General features: G+C 64.3%; 24 protein-coding genes. 13 read left to right on the top strand and 11 right to left on the bottom strand.

Annotated features, from left to right (window positions below; translation table 11 throughout):
- Positions 1-196 precede the first annotated feature (196 nt).
- Together I6F21_RS29345 and I6F21_RS29340 are read left to right on the top strand one after the other, a co-directional pair.
- Entirely contained in the window at positions 197-547 is a 351-nt protein-coding gene (locus tag I6F21_RS29345) for a hypothetical protein (RefSeq protein ID WP_036012597.1), read from the top strand.
- On the top strand, positions 492-1037 hold the full coding sequence (locus tag I6F21_RS29340; RefSeq protein ID WP_036012583.1) for a hypothetical protein: 546 nt from the start codon (positions 492-494) through the stop codon (positions 1035-1037). Before I6F21_RS29345 ends, I6F21_RS29340 begins: the two co-directional genes overlap by 56 nt.
- A gap of 51 nt (positions 1038-1088) precedes the next feature.
- On the opposite strand, the gene I6F21_RS29335 is transcribed toward I6F21_RS29340, so the two are convergent.
- The gene (locus tag I6F21_RS29335) at positions 1089-1487 is read right to left on the bottom strand and encodes a RidA family protein (protein WP_225139970.1); all 399 of its coding nucleotides are present in this window, start codon (positions 1485-1487) and stop codon (positions 1089-1091) included.
- A 153-nt stretch (positions 1488-1640) separates the two neighbouring features.
- Between I6F21_RS29335 and I6F21_RS29330 the strand changes: the two genes are divergently transcribed.
- Together I6F21_RS29330 and I6F21_RS29325 are read left to right on the top strand one after the other, a co-directional pair.
- Positions 1641-2516 (top strand): DMT family transporter, encoded by an 876-nt coding sequence (locus tag I6F21_RS29330; protein ID WP_225140153.1) that lies wholly within the window; start codon positions 1641-1643, stop codon positions 2514-2516.
- A gap of 201 nt (positions 2517-2717) precedes the next feature.
- A complete protein-coding gene (locus I6F21_RS29325; RefSeq protein WP_057029251.1) occupies positions 2718-4151 on the top strand; it encodes a caspase family protein in 1434 nt (477 codons plus the stop codon).
- A gap of 191 nt (positions 4152-4342) precedes the next feature.
- Here I6F21_RS29325 and I6F21_RS29320 read toward each other — a convergent pair whose 3' ends face one another.
- Together I6F21_RS29320 and cysK are read right to left on the bottom strand one after the other, a co-directional pair.
- Entirely contained in the window at positions 4343-4582 is a 240-nt protein-coding gene (locus I6F21_RS29320; RefSeq protein ID WP_036012607.1) for a BrnA antitoxin family protein, read from the bottom strand.
- Between the two features lie 3 nt (positions 4583-4585).
- The gene (gene cysK, locus I6F21_RS29315; protein ID WP_036012610.1) at positions 4586-5563 is read right to left on the bottom strand and encodes a cysteine synthase A; all 978 of its coding nucleotides are present in this window, start codon (positions 5561-5563) and stop codon (positions 4586-4588) included.
- 222 nt (positions 5564-5785) lie between these two features.
- Between cysK and I6F21_RS29310 the strand changes: the two genes are divergently transcribed.
- Positions 5786-6004, top strand: a complete 219-nt coding sequence (locus tag I6F21_RS29310; RefSeq protein ID WP_036028144.1) for a hypothetical protein — start codon at positions 5786-5788, stop codon at positions 6002-6004.
- A gap of 15 nt (positions 6005-6019) precedes the next feature.
- Here I6F21_RS29310 and tgt read toward each other — a convergent pair whose 3' ends face one another.
- Positions 6020-7165 carry a tRNA guanosine(34) transglycosylase Tgt gene (gene tgt / locus I6F21_RS29305; protein ID WP_225139971.1) on the bottom strand — a complete coding sequence of 382 codons (1146 nt, stop codon included), beginning with the start codon at positions 7163-7165 and terminating at the stop codon, positions 6020-6022.
- A 191-nt stretch (positions 7166-7356) separates the two neighbouring features.
- Between tgt and I6F21_RS29300 the strand changes: the two genes are divergently transcribed.
- The 4 genes from I6F21_RS29300 (at position 7357) to I6F21_RS29285 (ending at position 11587) form a co-directional block, all read left to right on the top strand.
- Complete coding sequence (locus I6F21_RS29300) at positions 7357-8565, top strand: patatin-like phospholipase family protein (protein WP_051057135.1); 1209 nt, start codon at positions 7357-7359, stop codon at positions 8563-8565.
- A 135-nt stretch (positions 8566-8700) separates the two neighbouring features.
- On the top strand, positions 8701-9447 hold the full coding sequence (locus tag I6F21_RS29295) for a TetR/AcrR family transcriptional regulator (protein ID WP_036012628.1): 747 nt from the start codon (positions 8701-8703) through the stop codon (positions 9445-9447).
- Between the two features lie 253 nt (positions 9448-9700).
- A complete protein-coding gene (locus I6F21_RS29290; RefSeq protein WP_036012631.1) occupies positions 9701-10303 on the top strand; it encodes a PepSY domain-containing protein in 603 nt (200 codons plus the stop codon).
- A 258-nt stretch (positions 10304-10561) separates the two neighbouring features.
- Positions 10562-11587, top strand: coding sequence for an aspartate-semialdehyde dehydrogenase (locus I6F21_RS29285; RefSeq protein WP_225139972.1), 1026 nt, complete (start codon positions 10562-10564; stop codon positions 11585-11587).
- A gap of 121 nt (positions 11588-11708) precedes the next feature.
- Here the strand turns inward: I6F21_RS29285 and queA are convergent, their stop codons facing one another.
- From queA to coaD, 5 genes are all read right to left on the bottom strand, one after another.
- Positions 11709-12782 (bottom strand): tRNA preQ1(34) S-adenosylmethionine ribosyltransferase-isomerase QueA, encoded by a 1074-nt coding sequence (gene queA, locus I6F21_RS29280; RefSeq protein WP_225139973.1) that lies wholly within the window; start codon positions 12780-12782, stop codon positions 11709-11711.
- A gap of 144 nt (positions 12783-12926) precedes the next feature.
- The gene (locus tag I6F21_RS29275) at positions 12927-13391 is read right to left on the bottom strand and encodes a peptidylprolyl isomerase (RefSeq protein WP_225112460.1); all 465 of its coding nucleotides are present in this window, start codon (positions 13389-13391) and stop codon (positions 12927-12929) included.
- On the bottom strand, positions 13388-13813 hold the full coding sequence (locus tag I6F21_RS29270) for a hypothetical protein (protein WP_225112461.1): 426 nt from the start codon (positions 13811-13813) through the stop codon (positions 13388-13390). Before I6F21_RS29270 ends, I6F21_RS29275 begins: the two co-directional genes overlap by 4 nt.
- Positions 13814-13821: 8 nt before the next feature.
- On the bottom strand, positions 13822-14385 hold the full coding sequence (locus I6F21_RS29265; RefSeq protein WP_036012644.1) for a peptidylprolyl isomerase: 564 nt from the start codon (positions 14383-14385) through the stop codon (positions 13822-13824).
- 39 nt (positions 14386-14424) lie between these two features.
- On the bottom strand, positions 14425-14919 hold the full coding sequence (gene coaD / locus I6F21_RS29260; protein ID WP_036012646.1) for a pantetheine-phosphate adenylyltransferase: 495 nt from the start codon (positions 14917-14919) through the stop codon (positions 14425-14427).
- Between the two features lie 267 nt (positions 14920-15186).
- On the opposite strand from coaD, the gene I6F21_RS29255 reads away from it, so the two are divergent.
- Positions 15187-15444 carry a hypothetical protein gene (locus I6F21_RS29255; protein WP_036012649.1) on the top strand — a complete coding sequence of 86 codons (258 nt, stop codon included), beginning with the start codon at positions 15187-15189 and terminating at the stop codon, positions 15442-15444.
- Positions 15445-15623: 179 nt separating this feature from the next.
- Here I6F21_RS29255 and gyrA read toward each other — a convergent pair whose 3' ends face one another.
- The gene (gene gyrA / locus I6F21_RS29250) at positions 15624-18356 is read right to left on the bottom strand and encodes a DNA gyrase subunit A (protein WP_225112462.1); all 2733 of its coding nucleotides are present in this window, start codon (positions 18354-18356) and stop codon (positions 15624-15626) included.
- A gap of 359 nt (positions 18357-18715) precedes the next feature.
- Complete coding sequence (locus I6F21_RS29245; protein WP_025036423.1) at positions 18716-19210, bottom strand: single-stranded DNA-binding protein; 495 nt, start codon at positions 19208-19210, stop codon at positions 18716-18718.
- Between the two features lie 448 nt (positions 19211-19658).
- Between I6F21_RS29245 and I6F21_RS29240 the strand changes: the two genes are divergently transcribed.
- From I6F21_RS29240 to I6F21_RS29230, 3 genes are all read left to right on the top strand, one after another.
- Complete coding sequence (locus I6F21_RS29240) at positions 19659-20441, top strand: outer membrane beta-barrel protein (RefSeq protein WP_225125298.1); 783 nt, start codon at positions 19659-19661, stop codon at positions 20439-20441.
- A gap of 239 nt (positions 20442-20680) precedes the next feature.
- Complete coding sequence (locus I6F21_RS29235) at positions 20681-21379, top strand: outer membrane protein (protein ID WP_157286061.1); 699 nt, start codon at positions 20681-20683, stop codon at positions 21377-21379.
- A 224-nt stretch (positions 21380-21603) separates the two neighbouring features.
- Positions 21604-22359 (top strand): outer membrane beta-barrel protein, encoded by a 756-nt coding sequence (locus I6F21_RS29230; RefSeq protein WP_036028173.1) that lies wholly within the window; start codon positions 21604-21606, stop codon positions 22357-22359.
- Positions 22360-22429: the final 70 nt, after the last annotated feature.

Here is a 22429-nt window from a genome sequence, read left to right as displayed (position 1 = left end):
GCAAGCTCTTTCCGAGTCGTCCTGACGTTTACCCTTAACGTGCGGCGCCCTTGATTCTGCTTCGGAAATTGGAGCCAAAAGCGCAAATAAACCATTGTTCCCAAAGGAACAATTTTCGCTTTGGCATCGCAACAAATTTCCGTCACATTTCGTCCGAATAAGCGTCAACAACTCAGACACATTCAAGGACGAATTCATGCGTTTTGGTCGCATTGCGGTGTTCTGTGCCGCCCCAGTTCTCGCTGGCACCCTCGCCGCCCCCGCCTTCGCCCAGAATCCCTATGACGGCAATTGGCAAGTCACCATCGTGACCAAGAGCGGTTCGTGCGAGCCGACCGCAAGCTCGATGCTGACGGTTGCCGGCGGCAAGATCACCGCGCCCGGCGCTAACGTTTCCGGCACCATCGGCAGCGGGGGACTTGTGAAAGTTTCGATCAATGGTGCATATGCCAACGGTCAACTCAGCGGCAACGCCGGATCGGGGAAGTGGAATGGAGCATCTGCAGGCATACCGTGCAGCGGGCGGTGGGAAGCATCGCGCCAATAAACCAATTGAGGCTCGCGCCCGGAACCGGCGGCTGCTGATCGCGGCCGCCGTTTTGTTTGGGGCTGGGATCGCCGCGACCGAAAGCAGTGCCCAGTCCGGCCCGTTCGCCCCGCTGGCGGGCAGCTGGAGCGGCGGTGGCACGGTCACGCTGGATGACGGCTCGACCGAGCGGATCCGCTGCCGGGCCAAATACGCTCCGATCGGACCGACCATGGAGATGTCGCTGACCTGCGCCAGCGATGCCTACAAATTCAACCTCGGCGCCAACGTGAAGGCCGAAGGCGGCGCCATTGCAGGCAGTTGGTCCGAGACCAGCCGCAACATCTCCGGTTCGCTCCAGGGCCGCGGCAGCGGCGGAAGCTACGAGCTGGTGGCCTCCACCGCGGGCTTCAACGCCAACATCTCTCTCAAGACGTCCGGCAACAAGCAGAACGTCACGATGCGCGCGGACAGTCAGTTCCGCGGCGCGCACATCTCGATGTCGAAATAAGACGCTAGCTCACGCGACAATCGATCCGGCGCCCGCGCCGGATCGATTTTTTTATGGGCCGGGCACAAACGCCGTGACCTCGATCTCGACCTTGGCACGCTCGTCCACGAGGCCTCCGATATAGAGCAGCGTCGAGGGTGGAAAATTGCGGCCGAGCGTTTCCTTCCAGGCCGCGCCAATGCCGGCACCTGCCGCTTCGTACTCGGCGCGGCTGGTCAGGTACCAGGTCAGGCGGACGATGTGCTCGGGGCCGGCACCGGCCTCGCCCAGCAGCTTGACGATCCGCTTCAGCGCCGTCGCGACCTGGGCTGCCATGTCCGGATCGTAACTGCCGGCCTCGTCGCCCCCGGTTTGGCCGGCGAGTACCACCCACCGGCCCGGCCCCTCGGTCGCGACGCCGTGGGAAAAGCCGCGCGGTTTTTTCCACTCGGCCGGCTGCAAGATGCGCATGGGCAATGTCTCCCGATCTTTGTCGTTGTTCGCTGATGCCTTAGCATGCCGCCCGGCATCGCTGCATCCGCAGATTTGGCCGTTGCAAACGGCGGCAATGTCGCCGATACCGGCCGCCCCTCCTTGGTCCATCCCTTTCCGTATCCGCCGCAGATGAGCACCACACCGTCGAAAATGATGGCTGCACTGTGGATGGCCGGCTGGCTGTCGCTGATGCTGATCATGGCAGTGGCCGGGCGCGAGACCACGCGCGAGCTGAATGTTTTTCAGATCATGGAAATGAGGTCGCTCGCCGGCTTCGTCTTGCTCTCACCGATTATCTACCGCGCCGGCGGCTGGAAGGTACTCAAGACATCGCGCCTGCCGCAGCATGTCGGCCGCAATTTGGTGCACTATGTTGCCCAACTCGGCTGGTTCTTCGCACTGACACTGATCCCGATCGGCCAGGTGGTGGCAATCGAGTTCACCATGCCGATCTGGACGGCCGTCCTCGCGGCGAGCTTCCTGTCCGAGCGGATGACGCCATGGAAGATCGCCGCCATCGTGCTCGGCCTCGTCGGCGTTATCGTCATTGTCCGCCCCTCAACCGGGGAGATCAATCCGGGGCAGCTCATCGCGCTTGGCGCCGCCATGGGATTTGGCGTCGCGATGGCGCTGGTCAAATCGCTGACCCGCACCGAGAGTGCGCTCTCGATCCTGTTCTGGATGCTGGTGGTGCAGTCGGTTGCGGGCTTCATTCCGACGCTGTTGGTCTGGACGTGGCCGTCGCTCTATGTCTGGGGCTGGGTCGGCGTGATCGCCGTCTGCGGCACGTTCTCACATTATTGCCTGGCCAGTGCGATGCGCTACGCTGACGCGACGGTCGTGGTTCCGATGGACTTCCTGCGGGTTCCACTGACTGCAAGTGCCGGTTGGCTGTTGTATTCCGAGCGGCTCGACGCCTGGACCGTGCTCGGCGCCGCGCTGATCCTGTTCGGCAATTTACTCAATTTGAAGCCCGCTTCGTCGGTTCCCGCCCGGGCCAGGTGAACCTGGCGCCGTCTCGCGCGACAAAACCAAGTGGCCGTGTGATTTGGATCACGTTGGAGCGACACTCCATCGTGCACATTCGGCCACACAGCAGCGGGTTGAACGCAACGGACTGCCGTTTTGGTGGCGCGAAGTCGGGCACTTCGTGTAGGTTCGTGGCCGATTTGTTGCTGCCTGCAATTCGATTCTGGGGATTTCAGAATGCGCTATCTCACCCTCCTCGCTTCGCTGATGTGCATGGCGCTGTCGATCAGTGCCGCCAAGGCTGACCGCCGCGTCGCCTTCGTCGTCGGCAACGGCTCCTACAAGAACGTCGCGCAATTGCCGAACCCGCCGATCGACGCCAAGGCGATGGCGGCCACGCTGCGCAATGTCGGCTTCGAGGTGATCGAAGGCTCCAATCTCAGCCGCGACCAGATGACCGAGAAGCTGCTTGATTTCGGCCGCAAGGCGCAAGGCTCCGATATCGCGCTGTTCTATTATGCCGGCCACGGCATCGCCGTCAGCGGCACCAATTACCTGCTGCCCGTCGATGCCGACATCAAGTCGGAGATGGACGTCAAGCTGGGCGCCGCCATCAACATCGACCTGACGCTCGAGCAGACCATGGGCGATGCCAAGGTCAAGCTCGTCTTCCTCGACGCCTGCCGGGACAATCCGTTCGCCGCGAAGATCAAGTCGAATTCGGCGACCCGCAGCGTCAACGTCCAGAGCGGCCTCGCCGAGATGAAGTCCGGCGAAGGCACGCTGATCGCGTTCGCCACCGGCCCGGGCCAGACCGCACTCGACGGCCAGGAAGGCAACAACAGCCCGTTCACGCGGGCGTTGATTGACAACATCACCAAGCCCGGCGTCGAGATCCAGCAGGCCATGACGTCGGTGCGCGCTCAGGTCAATGAAGAGACCCGCAAGGGCCAGCTGCCCTGGGGCCACACCAACCTGACCGGCTCCGTCTATCTCAATCAGGCGCCGACCACCCAGGTCGCCGCTGCGGCCCCGACCGCGACCGGCATTGTGCCGGCGGCGACCGGAAGCTCGGACGGTGTCGAGCTCGAATACTGGCGCTCGGTTAAGGAGTCCAACAAGGCCGAGGAGCTCAATGCCTACCTCACCGCTTACCCGAACGGCCAGTTCAAGGCGCTGGCGCTGGCGCGGCTAGCGGCGATCAAGAGCGGCCCCTCGACCGCGACCCGCACGCTCAATGCCGGCGTCGATCCCGCCACCTTCACGGATGAGGCTACCCAAGTGACCGAGGACCAAATCGGTCTCGACAAGAACAAGCGTCGCGACGTGCAGCGTCGACTCACGGCGCTCGGCTTCGACACCAACCAGACCGGCGTCTTCAACGACGAAACGCGGTCCGTGCTCAAGCGCTGGCAGACTGCGCGCGGCTATCCCTCGTCGGGTTATCTCAACAAGAACCAGCACAAGGCCCTGCTCTCGGAAATCGTGGCTGCCCCGGCAACGGCGAGCGACGGCAGCCAGAAGCCGGCTCGGCGCGCCGCCACCGCCCCGGCTCAGAGCAGCGCGCCGGCACCGGCTCCCCAGCCACGCAGCAATCCCGGCGATGCTGCCGGTGCGGCCTTCGTCGGTGGCGTCGTCGGCGGCATGATGGGCGGCATGTTCCGCCGCTGAGAGCGAGACGGATCCCAGACGACAGAAGCCCGGCTCGCGCCGGGCTTTTTCGTTTGTGATCCTCATGGTGAGGAGGCGCGAAGCGCCGTCTCGAACCATGAAGGCGCGCCTCGACCAGCGGGGCCTTCATCCTTCGAGACGCTTGCTTCGCAAGCTCCTCAGGATGAGGAGCTACAGCCCATCCGCGAAGTCTACTTCCCTGCCACCTTGCGCAGCGCCTCGTTGATGCGATCCTGCCAGCCAGGACCGCCCTCCTGGAAGAACTCCAGCACGTCCTGGTCGATGCGCAGCGTGACCTGCTCCTTGATGCCGGGCACGGCGTTTTGCTTGGGCGGCGCCGTGGCGACCTTGGCCGTCACCTTCTTGAACGCCGCCTCGGCCTCGGTCCTGGCATCGCCCAGCGTGCGCGGCCGTCTCGGTTGATCCGCCATGTCCTAGATTCCCTCAAACAGAGCCGTCGAAAGATACCGCTCGGAGAAGGACGGCACGATCGCCAGGATGGTCTTTCCGGAAGCTTCCGGCCGCTTGCCGATCTCGAGTGCGGCGGCGATCGCGGCGCCCGAGGAGATGCCGCCCGGAATGCCCTCATGCCGCGCCAGCGCGCGCGAGGTCTCGATCGCCGTGGTCGAGTTGATCTTCACGATCTCATCGATCACGGAGCGGTCGAGGATGTCAGGGACGAAGCCGGCACCAATGCCTTGGATCTTGTGCGGAGTATGCTGTCCCCCCGAGAGCACCGGGCTCTCCTCCGGCTCGACCGCGACCACACGCAAGCCCGGCTTGCGCGGCTTGAGTACCTGGCCGACGCCGGTGATCGTGCCGCCGGTGCCGACGCCGGCCACGAAGAAGTCGATGCTGCCGCCGGTGTCGTTCCAGATCTCCTCCGCGGTGGTGCGGCGGTGCACCTCCGGATTGGCGAGGTTCTTGAACTGCTGCGGCATCACCGAATTCGGCGTCGTCTTCAAGAGCTCCTCGGCGGCCGCGATGGCGCCCTTCATGCCCTGCGCCGCCGGCGTCAGCACCAGCTCCGCGCCGAGAAAGGCCAGCATCTTGCGTCGCTCGATCGACATCGATTCCGGCATCACCAGCTTGAGCCGGTAGCCGCGGGAGGCCGCGACGAAGGCGAGCGCAATGCCGGTATTGCCGGAGGTCGGCTCGATCAGCACGGTGTCCGGCTTGACGATGCCCGCCTTCTCCATCGCGATGATCATGGCCGCGCCGATGCGGTCCTTCACGCTCGCGGCAGGATTGAAATATTCTAGTTTTGCCAAAATGGTCGCGTTCACGTCGTGCATGCCGGGCAGCCGGCGCAAGCGCACGATGGGCGTGTTGCCGAAGGCATCGACGATCGAGTCATAGATCCGGCCACGGCCGGGTTGGTGCGCTGCACCCGTGTTGGACGATACGTCCATGATGAACTCCCTGTGGCGACGATCTGCACGTCTGTCGCGGCCCTGCGCAGTTACGGACAGCTTGCGGCGACACGCAAGCGGCTATGCAGCACATGTTAAATACGCTGCATCGCAAAATCGCGTGAGCTTTAATTAGCAGAAAACCAACGCATTTGTGTTGCGACCTCGTCAACTGATTCTGCTTATGTTAGACTTAGGTCTCAAAGCAGGGAGGTCACCACGATGTCAGCGGTTGCTGAAGTGATGTCGACCGTAGCGCTAAGGCGTGATCCGCGTTGCAGCGAGTTGCCGACCTGTCCCGTCTGCGCCGACTCCATGGTCGCCGCTGAAGCATCTGCCTACGTCTCGGACCACATCATCAGCTACCTCTGGACTTGCGACAATTGCGGCTACGGCTTCGTGACCAAGCATGCCGTGAAGCGGCGGCTCGTGTGCAACTGAGTTTGGACTGTTGAGCTAGCGCGGGGCGATATCGCCCCTCGCCCAGTCCGCGCGCGTACGCTGATAGAACTCCTCGAAATTTCCTTGCGCGATCGCGTCCCTGATGCCCTGCATCAGGGACTGGTAGTACGCGACATTGATCTCGGACAGCAGCATCGCGCCCAGCGTCTCGCCGGCCTTGACGAGATGATGCAGATAGGCGCGCGCGCAGTTCCGCGTCGACGGCCATGAGCTCTCTTCATCGAGCGGGCGTGGATCGTCGGCATGGCGCGCGTTGCGCAAATTGACCTGGCCGTAGCGCGTGAAGGCGACGCCGTGCCGGCCGTTGCGGGTCGGCATCACGCAGTCGAACATGTCGATGCCGCGCTTCACCGCTTCGAGGATGTCGTCGGGCGTGCCGACGCCCATCAGATAGCGTGGCCGCTGCTTCGGCAGCAGCGGCGCGGTCTCGTCGATCATCGCCAGCATGACCGCCTGCGGTTCGCCGACGGCGAGCCCGCCGATCGCATAGCCATGGAAGCCGATCCCGACCAGACCTTGCGCGCTCGCATGGCGCAGCTCGGGCACGTCGCCGCCCTGCACGATGCCGAACAGCATGTGGCCATCCGGGGCGCTCGCGAAGGCGCGCTTGCTTCTCTCCGCCCAGCGCAGCGACAATTGCATCGCGCGCTCGATGTCGGCGCGCTCGGCAGGCAACCGTACGCATTCATCCATCTGCATGGCGATGTCGGAGCCGAGCAAACGCTGCACCTCGATCGACCGCTCCGGCGACAGCTCGACCTTGGCGCCGTCGATGTGCGAGCGGAACGTGACGGCGTGCTCGCTGACTTTGCGCAAATCCGCCAGCGACATCACCTGGAAGCCGCCGGAATCGGTCAACATCGGTCCGTTCCAGCCTGTGAACGTCTGCAGGCCGCCGAGCGCCGCGATCCGCTCGGCGCTTGGACGCAGCATCAGATGGTAGGTGTTGCCGAGCACGATGTCGGCGCCGGCATCGCGCACCTCGCGCCAGTGCATGCCCTTCATGGCACCGGCGGTGCCGACCGGCATGAAGGCCGGGGTCCGCACCACGCCATGCGGGGTGGTCAGGCGCCCGGTGCGCGCCGCCCCGTCGGTGGCGAGCAACTCAAAGTGATTGGGAAGGTCATTGTCGGGATTCATGGCGGTGCTTATTGCGTGTCGGAGCAGGCTGATCAACCCGCCGACCGCGCTCGGGCCGGTTTGTGCATCAGACTGGACAACGACCCACACAAGGATCGTGTGCCCGCACCCTTGTCAAACGAAACGATACAGTGTAGTTTTTGTCTGGGGGCTGGAACGAGATGCCGCGGCGAACTTGCCGGCGGCGGTAGATGCGTGATCGCCAGCCACCGACAATGCCGTACCCTTCGTGTTCGACCGACGCATCCGTCTCCTCGCGTGACCGGATCAGGCAGACTGGCGTGGGCCTGATCGGATCGGTGGTCCTGATCTGCAGCCTGGCGCTCGGCGCCTGCACCGCCCTGCCCCGCACGCCCTACACGGCCGCTGAAGCCAGCGCCTCGCGCGTGCTGGATATCGACGGCCTCCGGCGCTACGCCGACGAGCCGGTCACCAAGTTCAGCTTCGATAAAGACAACAGCACTGCGACGAGAACCTATCTGGCGCTGTCCGGCGGCGGCGCTGACGGCGCCTATGGCGTCGGCGTGCTCAACGGCTGGACCGCGGCCCGAACCCGCCCCACCTTCTCGGTCGTCTCGGGCGTCAGCACCGGCGGCCTGATCGCGCCGTTCGCGTTTCTCGGACCGCAATATGACGACACGCTGAAGGAGGTCTACACCAGCGGCATCGCGGAGAGCCTCCTGAACGATCCCAGCATCATGCGCGTGCTGTTCGGATCCGGCCTGTTTGGCAACACCAGGCTGCGCGAGCTCGTCGCACGCTATGTCGGGCCCGAGATCATGGCACAGGTCGCGCGCGAGCACGCCAAGGGCCGCAGGCTGCTCGTGGTGACGACCGACCTCGACACGCAGCGCACCGCGATCTGGGACATGGGCAAGATTGCCGCGGTCGGAACGCCCGAGGCGCTCAAGCTGTTTCGCGACGTGATGGCGGCCTCCGCCAGCATTCCCCTGGTGTTTCCGCCCATCATGATCGATGCCGAAGGCGGGGGCCGCAAGTTTCAGGAGATGCATGTCGATGGCGGCGTGACCGCGCCGGTGCTGACCTTGCCCGAAGCTCTGCTGTTCCAGAGTGGCCGTCTGCCCGGCAATGCGAAGGTGGACATCTACATCCTCGTCAACAAGAAGATCGAACGCAACTTCGAGCTCGTCTCCAACGGCACCATCGACGTCGCCTCGCGCAGCCTGTCGGCGATCACCCAATCGCAGACGCGCTCGATCATCTTCTCGACCTACGATTTCGCCAAGCGCAACCGGCTGGGCTTCCATCTCTCCTACATCGCGCGCGACTATCCTGCGCCGCCGTCGGAAGGGTTCGACACAACCTATATGCGGGCGCTCTACCAGTACGGATACGAGAAGGCTGCATCCGGCCAGGCCTGGACCTCGACGCTGCCGTGATCCCTCGTGACGGAACGAGGCAATACCGAAACCGTTGACGATATGGCCAATTCGGCCAGATTCGCGATGACGCCTCCGCTCCTGCGCGATATAGAGCGAATGACCGATATCACGACCGCGCAGGAATCATTGGGCATGGGATTGACTGCGACCAGGACAAGACCGGCAGCGCCACGGCGCGAGGTGCCGAAATCGCGTGGTGGCCGGCCGACGAAGACCGCTGCGATCGAGCGCGATCTGCGGCTGATCGAGGTCGCCACCCGCCTGTTCCTTGATCGCGGCTTTGATGCGACCTCGCTCGATGCGGTCGCGGAAGCTGCGCGGGTCAGCAAGCCCACCGTCTATTCCCGCTATGGCGACAAGCGCGGTCTGTTCGCGGCCGTGCTGAGGCGCGAGATCGAGCGCTGGCTTGCGCCGCTGTCGGCGGCGGCGGAGACGCAGCTCTCCAGCGCCTCGAACATCCCGGTCGAGCAGCGGCTGGTCGAGATCGGACGCGAGATGCTGACCTTCACCTGCGGCCCGGATGCCGTCGCCTTTAGCCGCATGATGACGGCACAGGCCATCAACTTCCCCGACGTCGCCAAGCTCGGCAAGGAGGAAGGCTGGCTGAAGGCCGTCGCCACCACGGCGCGCTTCTTCGACCATCTGGTGGCGCAAGGCGCGCTCGATGTCGACGACACCACCATCGCAGCCGAGGTGTTCCTCGACGTCGTCGTCGGCCACACCCATCGTATGGCGACGTTCGGAACGGCGCTGGAGCTGAAGGCTGCCGAGAAGCGCATGCGCGCGGCGATCAAGCTGTTCCTGGCCGGCGCGCTGGGACCTGCCGACCGCGTCCAGGACACCTCGAAACTCGCGCCACGGCGCCGCTCCTCCCGCTGACAATTCCGTGAGCTTGCGTGCTTTCCCCAGGGGGCGACGATGCGGCGTCATTGACCGAAATAAAACGATACGGTATGGTTTCATTAAAGTCGGTTCGGGCCGCTTTTTTCACCAGCCCCAAAGAGGTCCGGACCCGCTTCGATCGCCGCGGCGGGTACAGCCTGCCGCGGCGCTCCGCGGCCGGCCGATGCCCAAGGCCGGCCGCGAATTCTTTACGATCATCCGGCACACTCGCTGGCCGAGGGTTTCGAGCATGACGACTGCCCAACGATGGACCTCGCACCTGCTTGCGATCGCATTGCCCGCGCTGCTCATCGCCGCACCGGCACAGGCCATCGTGACCGCGAGCACGCCGACCGCGCTTCACAGCGACACAGATGGTGATGCCGAAGCGGACCGCCAGGCAGTCAGCCGCGAAATAGAGCGGTTCCGCAGCTCCTCGATCACGATCAGCCAGGCCATGGCGATTGCCGAAGCCCGCCATGCCGGCGCCACCACCGCCGATGTGAGCTTCGATGGCGGCTCGGGCGTGCCGGTCTACCGCGTGAAGACCCTGCACAACGACCGGATCTGGCGCCACACCATCAATGCTTCGACCGGCGAACTGGTCGGCGGGGAAGCCGCCCTACCCCTCACCGAGCTCGACCGCGAGGACCGCAGCAACCTCGCAGCGCTGGGTGCGATCAGGCACCGCCTCTCCGATGCCGTACGCGTCGCCGAGCGCGCCGCCGCAGGCAAGGCCATCAGCGGCGGGCTGGTCCGCGAGCGCGGCCGGCTGAACTTCTCGATCGTCGTCGTCAGCGGCGACGACCTCAAGGAGGTCACCCTGGAGCCGCCTGGCGCCAAGGGGAAATAGCGGGTGCCAAATAGCGGCAGGCTGCCCCCGGCGTCGGCCGGGCCGAAAAGCCATTGACGGCCGCAAGACTCTCCCGCATAAGTCGCCGCCATGTTCACGACCACCAAACGCACGACCAAAACCACCACGGCCGAAGGGGCCCGGGGAGGCGTGCGCGCGTAGGTCGTCGACTTAAACGCATCAGCTCTACGGCAAGCCCCGCCCTCGATGGTCCGGGGCTTTTTTGTTGTCTAAATTCTCAATGCAACGGAGGACAAAGTGAGTAACGATCCCGTCGTCGCGATTGTCGGCGTCACCGGTGCGGTGGGCGCCGAATTCATCGCCACCATGGACAAGCACGGCTTTCGCGTCGGCAAGCTCAAGGCACTGGCGAGCGCCCGCTCGGCCGGCAAGACGGTGTCGTTCCGCGGGCAGAGCGTGGCCATCGAGGAGTTGACCGAGCGCTCCTTCGACGGCGTCGACATCGCGCTGTTCTCCGCCGGCGGCAGCATCTCCAGGAAGTATGCACCGATCGCGGTGAAGGCCGGCGCCGTCGTGGTCGACAATTCCTCGGCCTTCCGCATGGACCCAAACGTGCCGCTGGTGATCCCCGAGATCAACGCGAGCCGCATCCGCGACCACAAGGGCATCATCGCCAACCCGAACTGCGCCGCGATCACCGCGCTGGTGCCGCTGTGGCCGATCCACCAGCAGAACCGCATCAAGCGCGTGATCATCTCGACCTATCAGGCGGCCAGCGGCGCCGGCGCCGCCGCGATGGAGGAGCTCGTCGAATCCACCCGCGCCAACCTCAACGGGCAGGTCTATACGCCGAAGGTGATGCCACACCCCTACGCCTTCAACCTGTTCAACCACAACACCGCCATCGACCCCGAGACCGGCTACAACGACGAAGAGACCAAGGTCATCAAGGAGACCCGCAAGATCTTCGAGGACGACAGCATCGCCGTCGGCGTCACCTGCGTGCGCGTGCCGGTGCTGCGCGCCCATTGCGAAGCCATCACCTTCGAATGCGAGAAGCCGATCAGCGAGGACCAGGTCCGTGCCATCATGGCGCGCGCGCCCGGCGTCAAGGTGGTCGACGACCGCGCCAAGAACTACTTCCCGATGCCGATCGACGCCTCGGGCCAGGACGACGTTCTGGTCGGCCGCATCCGCAAGGATCTCAGCGACCCCTCAGGCCATTCGATCTCGATGTTCGTGGCAGCCGATCAGCTGCTCAAGGGCGCGGCGCTGAACGCCGTGCAGATCGCCGAGCTGTTGCCGCAGAAGGTGATGGCGTAACGGGAGGTGCGTAGGGTGGGTTAGCCTAGCGGATGCGCGAAGCGCGGCCGCTGGGCGTAACCCACCTCTTTCATATCCGCGGAAACAGAAGCGGTGGATTACGCCTGACGGCTAATCCACCCTACGGGACCGCTCGAAACAGCAAACACGCATCGCCATACGAATAGAACCGGTATCCGCTCGCGATCGCGTGCGCATAGGCCTGCTTCATCGTCGCGAGCCCGGAGAAGGCCGACACCAGCATGAACAGCGTCGACTTCGGCAAATGGAAATTCGTCATCAGAATATCGACTGCGCGGAAGCGATAGCCGGGCGTGATGAAGATCGACGTCTCGGCGGCGAATGGCTGGATCGTGCCGTCCTCGCGCGCTGCGCTTTCGAGCAGCCGCAATGACGTTGTGCCGACGGCAACGATACGGCCGCCGGTCTTCCGCGCGGCGTTGAGCCGCTCCGCCGTTGCGGCCGAGATCGTGCCCCACTCGGCGTGCATCTTGTGGGCTTCGGTGTCGTCGACCTTCACCGGCAGGAACGTCCCTGCCCCGACATGCAGCGTCACGCGGTTGAGGCCGACGCCGCGGTCGCGCAGCGCCTGCTCCAGCGCGGGCGTGAAATGCAGCCCCGCGGTCGGCGCTGCAACTGCGCCTTCATTCGCCGCGAACATGGTCTGGTAATCAGCGAGGTCCTGATCGTCTGGCGTGCGCTTGGAGGCGATGTAGGGTGGCAGCGGCGGACTGCCGAGATCGGCGATGGCCTGGTCCAGCGCCGGGCCGTGGAACGAGAACGACAGCGTCACCTCGCCCTCGGTGCCCTTGGCCTCGACCTCGGCGTCGAGATGGCCGAGCAGGCAGACCTTGCCTTCGTTGCCGAAGCGGATGCGGTCGCCGGGGGCGAGCTTCTTGGCCGGCTTCACCAGCGCCTGCCAGCGCGAGCCGTCGAGACGCTTGATCAGTGTCGCCTCGATCTTCGGCTCTGTGTCTCGGCCGATGCGGCGACCCTTCAATTGCGCCGCAATCACCTTGGTGTCGTTGACGACGAGTTGGTCGCCCGGCCTCAGCCATTGCGGCAGGTCGGAAATGATCTGATCGCGCAGCGCGCCATTCTCGACGACCAGCATCCTCGCGGAATCGCGCGGGCTCGCCGGGCGCAGCGCGATGCGCTCGGGCGGCAGATCGAAATCGAAGAGATCGGTGCGCATGAGCAGGCTTGGCACGACACAGCCAGACCCTCATGGTGAGGAGGCGCTTAGCGCCGTCTCGAACCATGAAGGCCGGGTTGCAGCAGTGGGGCCTTCATCCTTCGAGACGCGCGTTCCGCGCTCCTCAGGATGAGGATCGAGTGACTATTCCTTGTCTGCGGCCATCCGCGCCTTGACGATCTTGTCGGGGTTCTGCACCGGCTCGCCGCGCTTGATCTTGTCGACGTTCTCCATGCCCTCGGTGACCTTGCCCCACACCGTGTACTGGTTGTCGAGGAAGCGGGCGTCGTCGAAGCAGATGAAGAACTGGCTGTCGCCGGAATCGGGATTGGCGGCGCGGGCCATCGAGGCGGTGCCGCGCACATGCGGCTCCTTGTTGAACTCGGCCCTCAGCTTCTTGCCGGAGCCGCCGGTGCCGGTGCCGTGCGGGCAGCCGGTCTGCGCCATGAAGCCCTCGATCACGCGGTGAAATACGATGCCGTCGTAGAAGCCCTCACGGACCAGCTCCTTGATACGCGCGACATGGCCGGGCGCGAGGTCGGGGCGCATCTCGATGGTGACGGGGCCCTGCGTGGTCTCGAGGATCAGGGTGTTTTCGGTGACGCTCATGCTCGTCTCTCTTGCGTTGGGGGTGAAGTCTTGTCGGGTGACGTCTTGCGGCTGCGGAACTGGATCGCGAATGGACGTCCCGCGGCGGCGCCGGCCATTGCATCGGTAAATGGCACCGGCGTGCAGCGTTGCAACGCCTCCATCACCGCGATCCGGTATTGCAGCCGGTCGTTGTCAGAGGCCTCCGCGGATTCATAGGTAATCCTCGGATGGCCCAGAATGTTTCCGGCCCGGTTAAAGCTCACCAGGACGGTGATGTCGAGTGGGCGGGCCCTCGCCGGCGACGGCGGTCTCCAGCAGGTGCGCAGGTGCCGGAAGATGTCCTGGATCGTGTCGACCTGGGCGGCCTCCACGGCCGCAAGGGAGGTGGCGAGCAACAGCACCGCGGCAACCAGCAGGAGCCTGCCACCGCGGCGCGCCATGGCCGCGCCTATTTGATGTCTGAGGCGACCTGCACCTTCACCATCTTGTCGGGATCGGTGACGGAGCCGCCGGGCGAGCCGGGGGGCGCCTTCTTCAGCTTGTCGACGACGTCCATGCCCTGCACCACCTCGCCGATCACGGTGTACTGGCCGTCGAGGCTGCCGCCGTCGGCGAACATGATGAAGAACTGCGAGTTGGCGCTGTCGACGCTGTCGCCGCGCCGGGCCATGCCGACGATGCCGCGGGCAAAATGCACCTTGGAGAATTCCTGCTTCAGGTTCGGGTATTTCGAGCCGCCGGTGCCGTTGCCGTTCTGGCCGTCGCCGGTCTGCGCCATGAAGCCGTCCATGACGCGGTGGAACGGCACGTTGTTGTAGAAGCCTTCGCGCGCCAGCTGCTTGATGCGTTCGGCATGCTGGGGCGCGATGTCGGTCCTGAGCTTGATGACGATGCGGCCCTTGGTGCTGTCGATGACGATGGCGTTGGCCTTGTCGAGATTTGCCGGCAATTGCTGCGCCACCGCCGGCGCCGCGAACAGAAGCGCGGCAAGAACTGCGAGAATTCGGATCATGACAACTCCGGATCAGAGAGAAGAGGAAGCGCGCCGTTTTCAGGCGAATTTGGCCTTGAGCTGTGCCGCGACCTGCGGCGGGACGAAGGCCGAGACGTCCCCGCCCATGCCGGCGATCTGGCGCACCAAAGTGGCGGTGATCGGGCGGACCATGGGAGAGGCCGGCAGGAAGACCGTATGCACCTCCGGCGCCATGGCCTCGTTCATGCCGGCGAGCTGCATCTCGTAATCGAGGTCGGTGCCGTCGCGCAGGCCCCGGATCATGATGGTCGCGCCGTGCTTGCGCGCCGCGGTCACCGACAGATCGTCGAACGTCGTCGCCTCCAGCACGCAGCCGGCCTGCGCCGCAATCGGACCGCAGACCTCCTCGAGCATCTTGAGGCGCTCCTCGGTCGAGAACAGCGGCTTCTTGCCGGGATGCACCCCGATCGCGACCACGAGCCTGTCGCACAAGGAAACGCTGTGCCGGACCACGTCCAGATGGCCGTTGGTGATGGGGTCGAAGGAACCTGGGTAGAAGGCGATGCGCGGCATGGCCCCGTCCTACCGCGCCCCGCCCGGGCCGGCAAGCCGGGCAGGTTCCTAGCCCGTTTCCGGTCCAGCCCCTCCGAAAATGTCCCGTTGGGCGTCAGCGGCAGCCGGTTTGTTTCGTCCTCGGGCGGCCACGAAACAAAACGGAGCGCGAACGAAACCATTTCCCACATCGGCGAAGACGTCCGGAAACTGGCCATGGTTACTAATCCGGCCAACGAATGACGGGCCGCGTACTGGGCGTAGGCGGCCGCATCACAGGGGACTGTCATGATCAAGACCATTTCAGCGATCGCTCTGTCTGCGTGTGTTGCCGCGGCCCTCACCCTCCTGCCCGGCTTTGCCCCGAAGGTCGAAGCCAGCGTGCCGCAGCCGCTGGCCAAGAGCGACCGGCTCGACATCCGCAGCATCGGCCGTGACTGCTCGCAGCAGGCCTGGCCGAACTTCGAAGCGTCCTGCCTGCGTAGCGCCGGCACCAAGGCCAACGTCCGCGAGGCCCGCCTCGTGACCGCCAACCGCACGCCGTAATCGGATCTGTCAGGTTCGTGTCGGGCGGGTCCCTCAAGACCCCAGGAATTTCTGTGACGTCTCGTCGCAGACTACGCGACGCTCGCGCCCGTCGGAATGGCCCGACGGGCGCGATCTCGTTCAGGGGGCACTATCGGCTGCGAGGAACGGCGGGTGGATGAGTCCCGATTCGCCAGCCTCTATTCCCCGTTCGCTCCATTCCCGTTCTCGGCCTCTTCCGTGATGTGCTCGACTGACACCACGTGCTCGTCCTCGGCGGTGTCGAACACGATCACGCCTTGCGTCGAGCGGCCGGCGATGCGGATGCCTTCGACCGGGCAGCGGATCAGCTGGCCCTTGTCGGTGACCAGCATGATTTGATCCGCCTCCTCCACGGGGAACGAGGCGACGAGATTGCCGTTGCGGTGGTTGACGCTCATAGCGACGATGCCTTTGCCGCCGCGGCCGGTGGTGCGGTACTCGTAGGACGAGGTCCGCTTGCCGTAGCCGTTGACGGAGACGGTCAGCACGACCTGCTCCTGCGCCGACATCTCGACATAGCGCTCCTGCGGGAGCTGGAAGCTGCCCGAGGTCTCCTCGGCCTCGGCATCGGCCGGCGCCTCGTCTGCGGCGGCTTCGCCCGCGACCGCGCGGCGCATCTTCAAATAGGCCGAGCGCTCGTCCGAGGTGGTGTCGACGTGGCGCAGGATCGCCAGCGAAATCACCTTGTCGCCTTCGCCGAGCGCAATGCCGCGCACGCCCATCGAGGTGCGCCCGGTGAATACGCGCACATCGGTGACGGGGAAGCGGATGCACTGGCCGCCCGCAGCGGTCAGCAGCACGTCGTCGCGCTCGGTGCAGATCTGCACGTCGACGATCGCCTCGTTGTCGTCGAGCTTCATGGCGATGATGCCGGAGCGGCGGACGTCAACGAAGTCGGACAGCTTGTTGCGCCGGACGTTGCCGCCCGTGGTCGCGAACATCACGTCGAGCTGGCCCCAGGTCGATTCATCCTCCGGCAGCGGCATGATGGTGGTGATGCGCTCGCCCTGCTCCAGCGGCAGGATGTTGATCATGGCCTTGCCGCGCGCGTTCGGCGCGGCCATCGGCAGCCGCCAGACCTTTTCCTTGTAGACCTGGCCGCGCGAGGAGAAGAACAGCACCGGAGTATGGGTCGAGGCGACAAAGAGCCGGCTGACGAAGTCCTCGTCGCGGGTCTGCATGCCGGAGCGGCCCTTGCCGCCGCGGCGCTGCGCCCGGTAGGCCGACAGCGGCACGCGCTTGACGTAGCCGGCGTGCGAGACCGTGACGACCATGTCCTCGCGCTGGATCAGGTCCTCGTCCTCGACCTCGCCCTCCTGCTCCATGATCACGGTGCGGCGGGGCGTTGCGAACTCGGCCTTCACCTCGGCAAGCTCGGTCTTGATGATGTCCAGGATGCGCGCGCGTGAGCGCAGGATCGCGAGATAGTCGCCGATCTCCCCGGCGAGCTTCGACAGCTCGCCGCCAATCTCGTCGCGGCCGAGCGCGGTGAGACGTGCGAGACGCAATTCGAGGATCGCCCTCGCCTGCTCCAGCGAGAGGCGGATCGTGCCGTCCTCGTTGATCCGGTGACGCGGGTCATCGATCAGCGTGATGATGTCCTCGACGTCGCGCGCAGGCCAATCGCGCGTCATCAGGGTGTCACGGGCCGCCGCCGGTGTCGGCGAGGTGCGGATCACCTTGATGATCTCGTCGATGTTGGCGACCGCGATGGCGAGGCCGACCTGCTCATGGGCGCGCTCACGCGCCTTGCGCAGCTTGTACTTGGTGCGCCGGGTAACGACCTGCTCGCGGAAGCCGACGAAGATCGTCAACATATCCTTCAAGTTCATCGTCTGCGGACGCCCGGAATCGAGCGCAACCGCGTTGACGCCGAAGCTCGTCTGCAGCGGGGTGAACTTGTAGAGCTGGTTCAGTACCACGTCGGGCACGGCGTCGCGCTTGAGCTCGACGACGACGCGATAGCCCTCGCGGTCGGACTCGTCGCGCAGATCGGAGATGCCCTCGATCTTCTTTTCCTTGTAGAGCTCGGCGATGCGCTCGACCATCGTCGCCTTGTTCACCTGATACGGAATCTCGGTGATGACGATCGCCTCTCGATCCTTGCGAATGGTCTCGAACGTGACCTTGCCGCGCATCACGATGGAGCCGCGGCCGAGATGGTAGGCGCTGCGGATGCCCTGGCGTCCGAGGATGATGCCGCCGGTCGGGAAATCCGGGCCGGGAATGATGTTGATGAGCTCGTCGATGGTCAGCGAGGGATTGTCGATCAGCGCAATACAGGCGTCGATCACCTCGCCGAGATTGTGCGGCGGGATGTTGGTCGCCATGCCGACGGCAATGCCGCCCGCGCCGTTGACCAGCAGGTTCGGGAACCGCGCCGGCAGGACCACCGGCTCCTTCTCGGAACCGTCGTAATTGTCCTGGAAGTCGACGGTGTCGCTGTCGATGTCCTCGAGCAGCTTCAGCGCGATCTTGGTCAGGCGGGACTCGGTGTAGCGCATGGCCGCCGCCGGGTCGCCGTCGACCGAGCCGAAATTGCCCTGCCCGTCCACCAGCAACTCGCGCATCGAGAAGTCCTGCGCCATGCGCACCAGCGCGTCGTAGATCGCCTGGTCGCCATGAGGGTGGTATTTACCCATGACGTCACCGACGATACCGGCGGACTTCTTGTGCTTCTTGTCGGGCGTGAAGCCCTGCTCGTTCATCGAGAACAGGATGCGCCGATGCACCGGCTTCAGGCCGTCGCGCGCATCGGGCAGCGCGCGCGACACGATCACGCTCATGGCGTAATCGAGGTAGGACTTCTTCATCTCGTCGAGGATGGAGACGGGGCGAATGTCCGAGGGTTGCGCCGGCTGGTCGCCGGGCTTGTTATCGTCGTCAGCCAAGGGGAAATCCGGTGAGGGTTTGTCTGGGAATCATATAGCGCATCCGGGGTCGGATAACCACCCTGACCGCCCTCGGAAAGTCCTTTTTCCGCTTATTCTTCCAATAACTTACGGCTTCGGAACAGCGCCCTGCACGCCCCCGGAATCGGTCCTTCATGAACGCCCGCAACGCCGGCCTGAACACGCGTCAAGGGGCCTCCGGTCAACCCGTTTTGCCCGGCTTGATACGAACCTCACCCCACACATGAAGCGCGCCCGGAAAATCCGAGCCCGTTCAGTCAATTAGGAATGTCTCCTGACGGGGAGGCGCAAGCGGCGCCGAGGTTGCCGCCGCATCTCCGTCGAGTAATCCCGCCCTCTCAGAACGGGATATCGTCGTCCATGTCGCTGTTGCGGCCGCCGCCGGCGGCAACGGGACGGCGCGGCGCGCTGCTGACGGGTCCGGAGGAGCCGAAGTCGCCGCCCGGCTCGTCGCCGAAGCTGCCACCTCCGCCGCCGCCACCGCGGCCGTCCAGCATCGTCAGCGTTGAGTTGAAGCCCTGCAGCACGACCTCGGTCGAGTATTTCTCGACGCCGCTCTGGTCGGTGTACTTGCGGGTCTGGAGCGCGCCTTCGATGTAAACCTTTGCGCCCTTCTTCAGATACTGTTCGACGATCTTGCAAAGCGGCTCAGAGAAGATCACGACGCGATGCCACTCGGTCTTCTCCTTGCGCTCGCCGGTGTTCTTGTCGCGCCAGGTCTCCGAGGTCGCGATGCTCAAATTCGCGATCGGCCGCCCGTCCTGGGTGCGGCGGATTTCGGGATCCTTGCCGAGATTTCCAACCAGAATGACCTTGTTGACGCTTCCCGCCATCGCCGCTCTCCACTCCGAATGCCACTGAATTTCAAAAGGGCGAATCCGCTGCCCGCGTTCCTCTGCGCCCGCTAGGGCGACCCTATACGCTTGCGGGCACCGATCAGCCTGCCACCCCCAAGGTTATCCCCACATATAGCATCGCGCGCACGTTTGTTCCAGATTTGTTCTTCGGCACGAGCGAGCGGAAATTTCCCGCATGTCCTCTCATGCCACAAAAAAGGACAGCCCTCGAATGGAACCTTTTTGGGTTCCCGAGTATGGCAAAAACCATTTAACATTCATCAAGTTGGAACCCATTCAATCAATCCGCAAGTGTGGCATTCCGGAGACGGACTCTGCCCTTTCCTTAGGCTACCTTTGCCTTGGAATTGATTCATATGGGTGTCGCGTCTGATCAGCCGCTTCGGGGACTTTCATGAAGCGGACGAAACTTGGGGAGACTGCAATGAATAAGATTCTTTTCGGCGTAATCAGTGCAATGGCAATGGGGCTGTCGGCTCCGGCAAGCGCGGCGGATATGGCTGCGCGTCCCTACACCAAGGCTCCGGCCCCGGCGGTCGCCGCGGTTTACGACTGGAGCGGCTTCTACATCGGCGTCAACGGCGGCGGCGGCACGAGCCGCAAGTGCTGGGACTTCGTGACCCCGGTCACGGGCGTTCTGGTGGCTGAAGGCTGTCACGATGCGACCGGCGGCACGGTCGGTGGTCAGATCGGCTACCGCTGGCAGTCGACCAATTGGGTGTTCGGCCTCGAGGGCCAGGGCAACTGGGCTGACTTCTCGGGGGACAACGTCAGCCTCCTCTTCCCTGGAAGCGCTTTGGTCACCGGTGATCGTAACCGCTCTCACATCGATGCTTTTGGCCTGATCACGGGCCAGGTCGGTTATGCCTGGAACAACGTGCTGCTCTATGTGAAGGGCGGCGCCGCCGTAGTCGGGGACAAGTACGACGTCTATGCCGCGCCTGGCACGCCTGGCGCCGGCACGCTGCTGGCGTCGGCTCGCGAGACCCGCTGGGGCGGCACCGTTGGCGCCGGCCTGGAATTCGGATTTGCTCCGAACTGGACGCTCGGCGTCGAGTACAACCACATCTTCCTCGGCGACCGTACGATCGCCTTCACGACGCCTGCGGGCGTTGCCTTCGGGAGCGATCGCATCAGTCAGGACGTCGACATGGGTCTAGTCCGCCTGAATTATCGCTTCGGCGGCCCGTTGGTCGCGAGGTACTGATATCCCTCTCATTTCGCGAGCAAATGGAAGGGCCGGCCCTGCGCCGGCCCTTCTTTTTTTCGGCACATGCCTGGACGTAAATAAGTCAGTAACCATCACCTTTTGGACTGTTGTGGCTTTTCGGAGACACAACTTGCGGCTTTGGTGGTGTAAAGACGGCGTCAGTTGGGCCGTTTGAGTCCGCTGCCCTTCCGCCACGGAAGGCAACAACAGAAACTGGGACTGGGATTAAGTTGAAAATGAAGAAGGTTTTGTTGGCTTCGGCCTGTTTGTTCGCTCTCGCGGCCCCCGCTTCGGCTGCTGATCTGGCAGCCCGCCCCTACACCAAGGCGCCTGCGCCTGTTGCCTCGGTCTACAACTGGACCGGCTTTTACCTGGGTATCGTCGGTGGCGGCGCCTGGGAAAACAGCTCCGATGATCCGCGCATGCAGGGCGGTTTCGTCGGCGGCACCGTTGGCTACAACTGGCAGACCTCCAACGTCGTGTTCGGCATCGAAGCTGATGGCGCGTGGGCTGACGTAAACGCCTCGGCGACCGGTCTTGTTGATTTTGGTGGCGCCCTCGTTCCCACGACGGTCAGTTCGCGTATCGACGCGCTCGGCACCGTGCGTGGTCGCATCGGCTGGCTCGCTTCCCCGAGCGTCCTGCTGTACGCCACGGGTGGTTACGCCTGGATCAACAACAAGATCAGCGTCAGCGCGCCCCCTGTTCTGAGCCTCTCGGAGAGCCAGTTCCATTCGGGCTGGACGGTCGGCGCGGGCGTCGAGGCGATGTTTGCTCCGAACTGGTCGGTCAAGGGCGAGTACCTCTATCGCAGCCTGGGCGGCGAGACCTACTTCTCGGGCGTCTTCCCGGTCAACACCGGCACTCTCGACCTCCACACCGTGCAGGTCGGCGTGAACTACCACTTCGGCGGCCCGGTCGTCGCCAAGTACTGAGCTTCGTCTCTGACGCATCATCGTCACGAAAGGCCGGCCTCGCGCCGGCCTTTTTGTTTGTTGCGGCCGCCCGTTCGCTCGCGCTTTTCGAAGGGGTGTGGCCGCTGGGTGACACAACCTTTGGCTTCAATGGTGTAAAAGCAATGACGTTGCTTGAGTCATAAGGTCCGCTGCTCTTCCGCTCTCCGGAAGACCGGAATGAGAAATGGAAGTGGGGAATGGATATGAAGAAGCTTTTGCTGGCTTCGGCCAGCTTGTTCGCACTCAGCGCGTTGGCACCGGCCTCGGCGGCCGATTTGGCAGCCCGCCCCTACACCAAGGCTCCGGTGGCACCGATCGCGGTGTACAACTGGAGCGGTTTCTACCTCGGCGCCAACGCCGGCGGTGGCTGGAGCCGCAACTGTTGGGATCTCACCAGTGTCGGCCCCTTCGTGGTCGCTCCGGCGGTGGCCGAAGGTTGTCACAATGCGACCGGCGCACTCGTCGGCGGCCAGATCGGTTATCGCTGGCAGTCCGCCAACTGGGTATTCGGTCTCGAAGCCCAGGGGGACTGGGCTGACCTGAAGGGTTCGAACATCAGCTCGCCTGCCGCGCTCGCGCCGCTGGTGAACGAGACCAGGATCGACGCCATTGGCCTCTTCACTGGCCAGGTCGGTTATGCCTGGAACAACGTGCTTTGGTACGTGAAGGGCGGCGCTGCCGTCACTCACAACAAGTACACTGGCAGTTTTGGCGGCGTTACGCTCGACACCGCGAACGAAACGCGCTGGGGCGGTACCGTCGGCACCGGCATAGAATTCGGCTTCGCCCCGAACTGGTCGGTCGCTGTCGAATACAACCACCTGTTCATGGGCAGGCACAACGAGACCTTCACCTTCCTCGGCGTGACCACTCGCACCGACAGCATCAAGCAGGACGTGGACATGGCTACCGTTCGACTCAACTACACCTTCGGTGGCCCGGTGGTCGCGAAGTACTGAACTTCCCTGCCGAGGTCACATCGTCACGAAAGGCCGGCCTCGCGCCGGCCTTTTTGTTTTGGCTGGGTGC

This window comes from Bradyrhizobium sp. NBAIM03 (genome assembly GCF_020194055.1).
In the GTDB taxonomy this organism is placed as follows: Bacteria; Pseudomonadota; Alphaproteobacteria; order Rhizobiales; family Xanthobacteraceae; genus Bradyrhizobium; species Bradyrhizobium yuanmingense.
The sequence above is the reverse complement of the archived record's forward strand: the minus strand, read 5'-3'. Positions and strand labels throughout refer to the sequence as shown.

Bases quoted from the DNA above. Each gene is read 5' to 3' on its own strand.
- I6F21_RS29335 (WP_225139970.1), bottom strand. From the start codon at position 1,487: ATGCGCATCTTGCAGCCGGCCGAGTGGAAAAAACCGCGCGGCTTTTCC.
- I6F21_RS29320 (WP_036012607.1), bottom strand. From the start codon at position 4,582: ATGGCGGATCAACCGAGACGGCCGCGCACGCTGGGCGATGCCAGGACC.
- I6F21_RS29310 (WP_036028144.1), top strand. From the start codon at position 5,786: ATGTCAGCGGTTGCTGAAGTGATGTCGACCGTAGCGCTAAGGCGTGAT.
- I6F21_RS29290 (WP_036012631.1), top strand. From the start codon at position 9,701: ATGACGACTGCCCAACGATGGACCTCGCACCTGCTTGCGATCGCATTG.
- I6F21_RS29235 (WP_157286061.1), top strand. From the start codon at position 20,681: ATGAAGAAGGTTTTGTTGGCTTCGGCCTGTTTGTTCGCTCTCGCGGCC.
- I6F21_RS29300 (WP_051057135.1), top strand. From the start codon at position 7,357: ATGCGTGATCGCCAGCCACCGACAATGCCGTACCCTTCGTGTTCGACC.
- cysK (WP_036012610.1), bottom strand. From the start codon at position 5,563: ATGGACGTATCGTCCAACACGGGTGCAGCGCACCAACCCGGCCGTGGC.
- I6F21_RS29295 (WP_036012628.1), top strand. From the start codon at position 8,701: ATGGGATTGACTGCGACCAGGACAAGACCGGCAGCGCCACGGCGCGAG.
- I6F21_RS29230 (WP_036028173.1), top strand. From the start codon at position 21,604: ATGAAGAAGCTTTTGCTGGCTTCGGCCAGCTTGTTCGCACTCAGCGCG.
- I6F21_RS29270 (WP_225112461.1), bottom strand. From the start codon at position 13,813: ATGGCGCGCCGCGGTGGCAGGCTCCTGCTGGTTGCCGCGGTGCTGTTG.
- coaD (WP_036012646.1), bottom strand. From the start codon at position 14,919: ATGCCGCGCATCGCCTTCTACCCAGGTTCCTTCGACCCCATCACCAAC.
- I6F21_RS29275 (WP_225112460.1), bottom strand. From the start codon at position 13,391: ATGAGCGTCACCGAAAACACCCTGATCCTCGAGACCACGCAGGGCCCC.
- I6F21_RS29330 (WP_225140153.1), top strand. From the start codon at position 1,641: ATGAGCACCACACCGTCGAAAATGATGGCTGCACTGTGGATGGCCGGC.
- I6F21_RS29325 (WP_057029251.1), top strand. From the start codon at position 2,718: ATGCGCTATCTCACCCTCCTCGCTTCGCTGATGTGCATGGCGCTGTCG.
- I6F21_RS29265 (WP_036012644.1), bottom strand. From the start codon at position 14,385: ATGATCCGAATTCTCGCAGTTCTTGCCGCGCTTCTGTTCGCGGCGCCG.
- queA (WP_225139973.1), bottom strand. From the start codon at position 12,782: ATGCGCACCGATCTCTTCGATTTCGATCTGCCGCCCGAGCGCATCGCG.
- tgt (WP_225139971.1), bottom strand. From the start codon at position 7,165: ATGAATCCCGACAATGACCTTCCCAATCACTTTGAGTTGCTCGCCACC.
- I6F21_RS29345 (WP_036012597.1), top strand. From the start codon at position 197: ATGCGTTTTGGTCGCATTGCGGTGTTCTGTGCCGCCCCAGTTCTCGCT.
- I6F21_RS29245 (WP_025036423.1), bottom strand. From the start codon at position 19,210: ATGGCGGGAAGCGTCAACAAGGTCATTCTGGTTGGAAATCTCGGCAAG.
- I6F21_RS29255 (WP_036012649.1), top strand. From the start codon at position 15,187: ATGATCAAGACCATTTCAGCGATCGCTCTGTCTGCGTGTGTTGCCGCG.
- I6F21_RS29240 (WP_225125298.1), top strand. From the start codon at position 19,659: ATGAATAAGATTCTTTTCGGCGTAATCAGTGCAATGGCAATGGGGCTG.
- I6F21_RS29340 (WP_036012583.1), top strand. From the start codon at position 492: ATGGAGCATCTGCAGGCATACCGTGCAGCGGGCGGTGGGAAGCATCGC.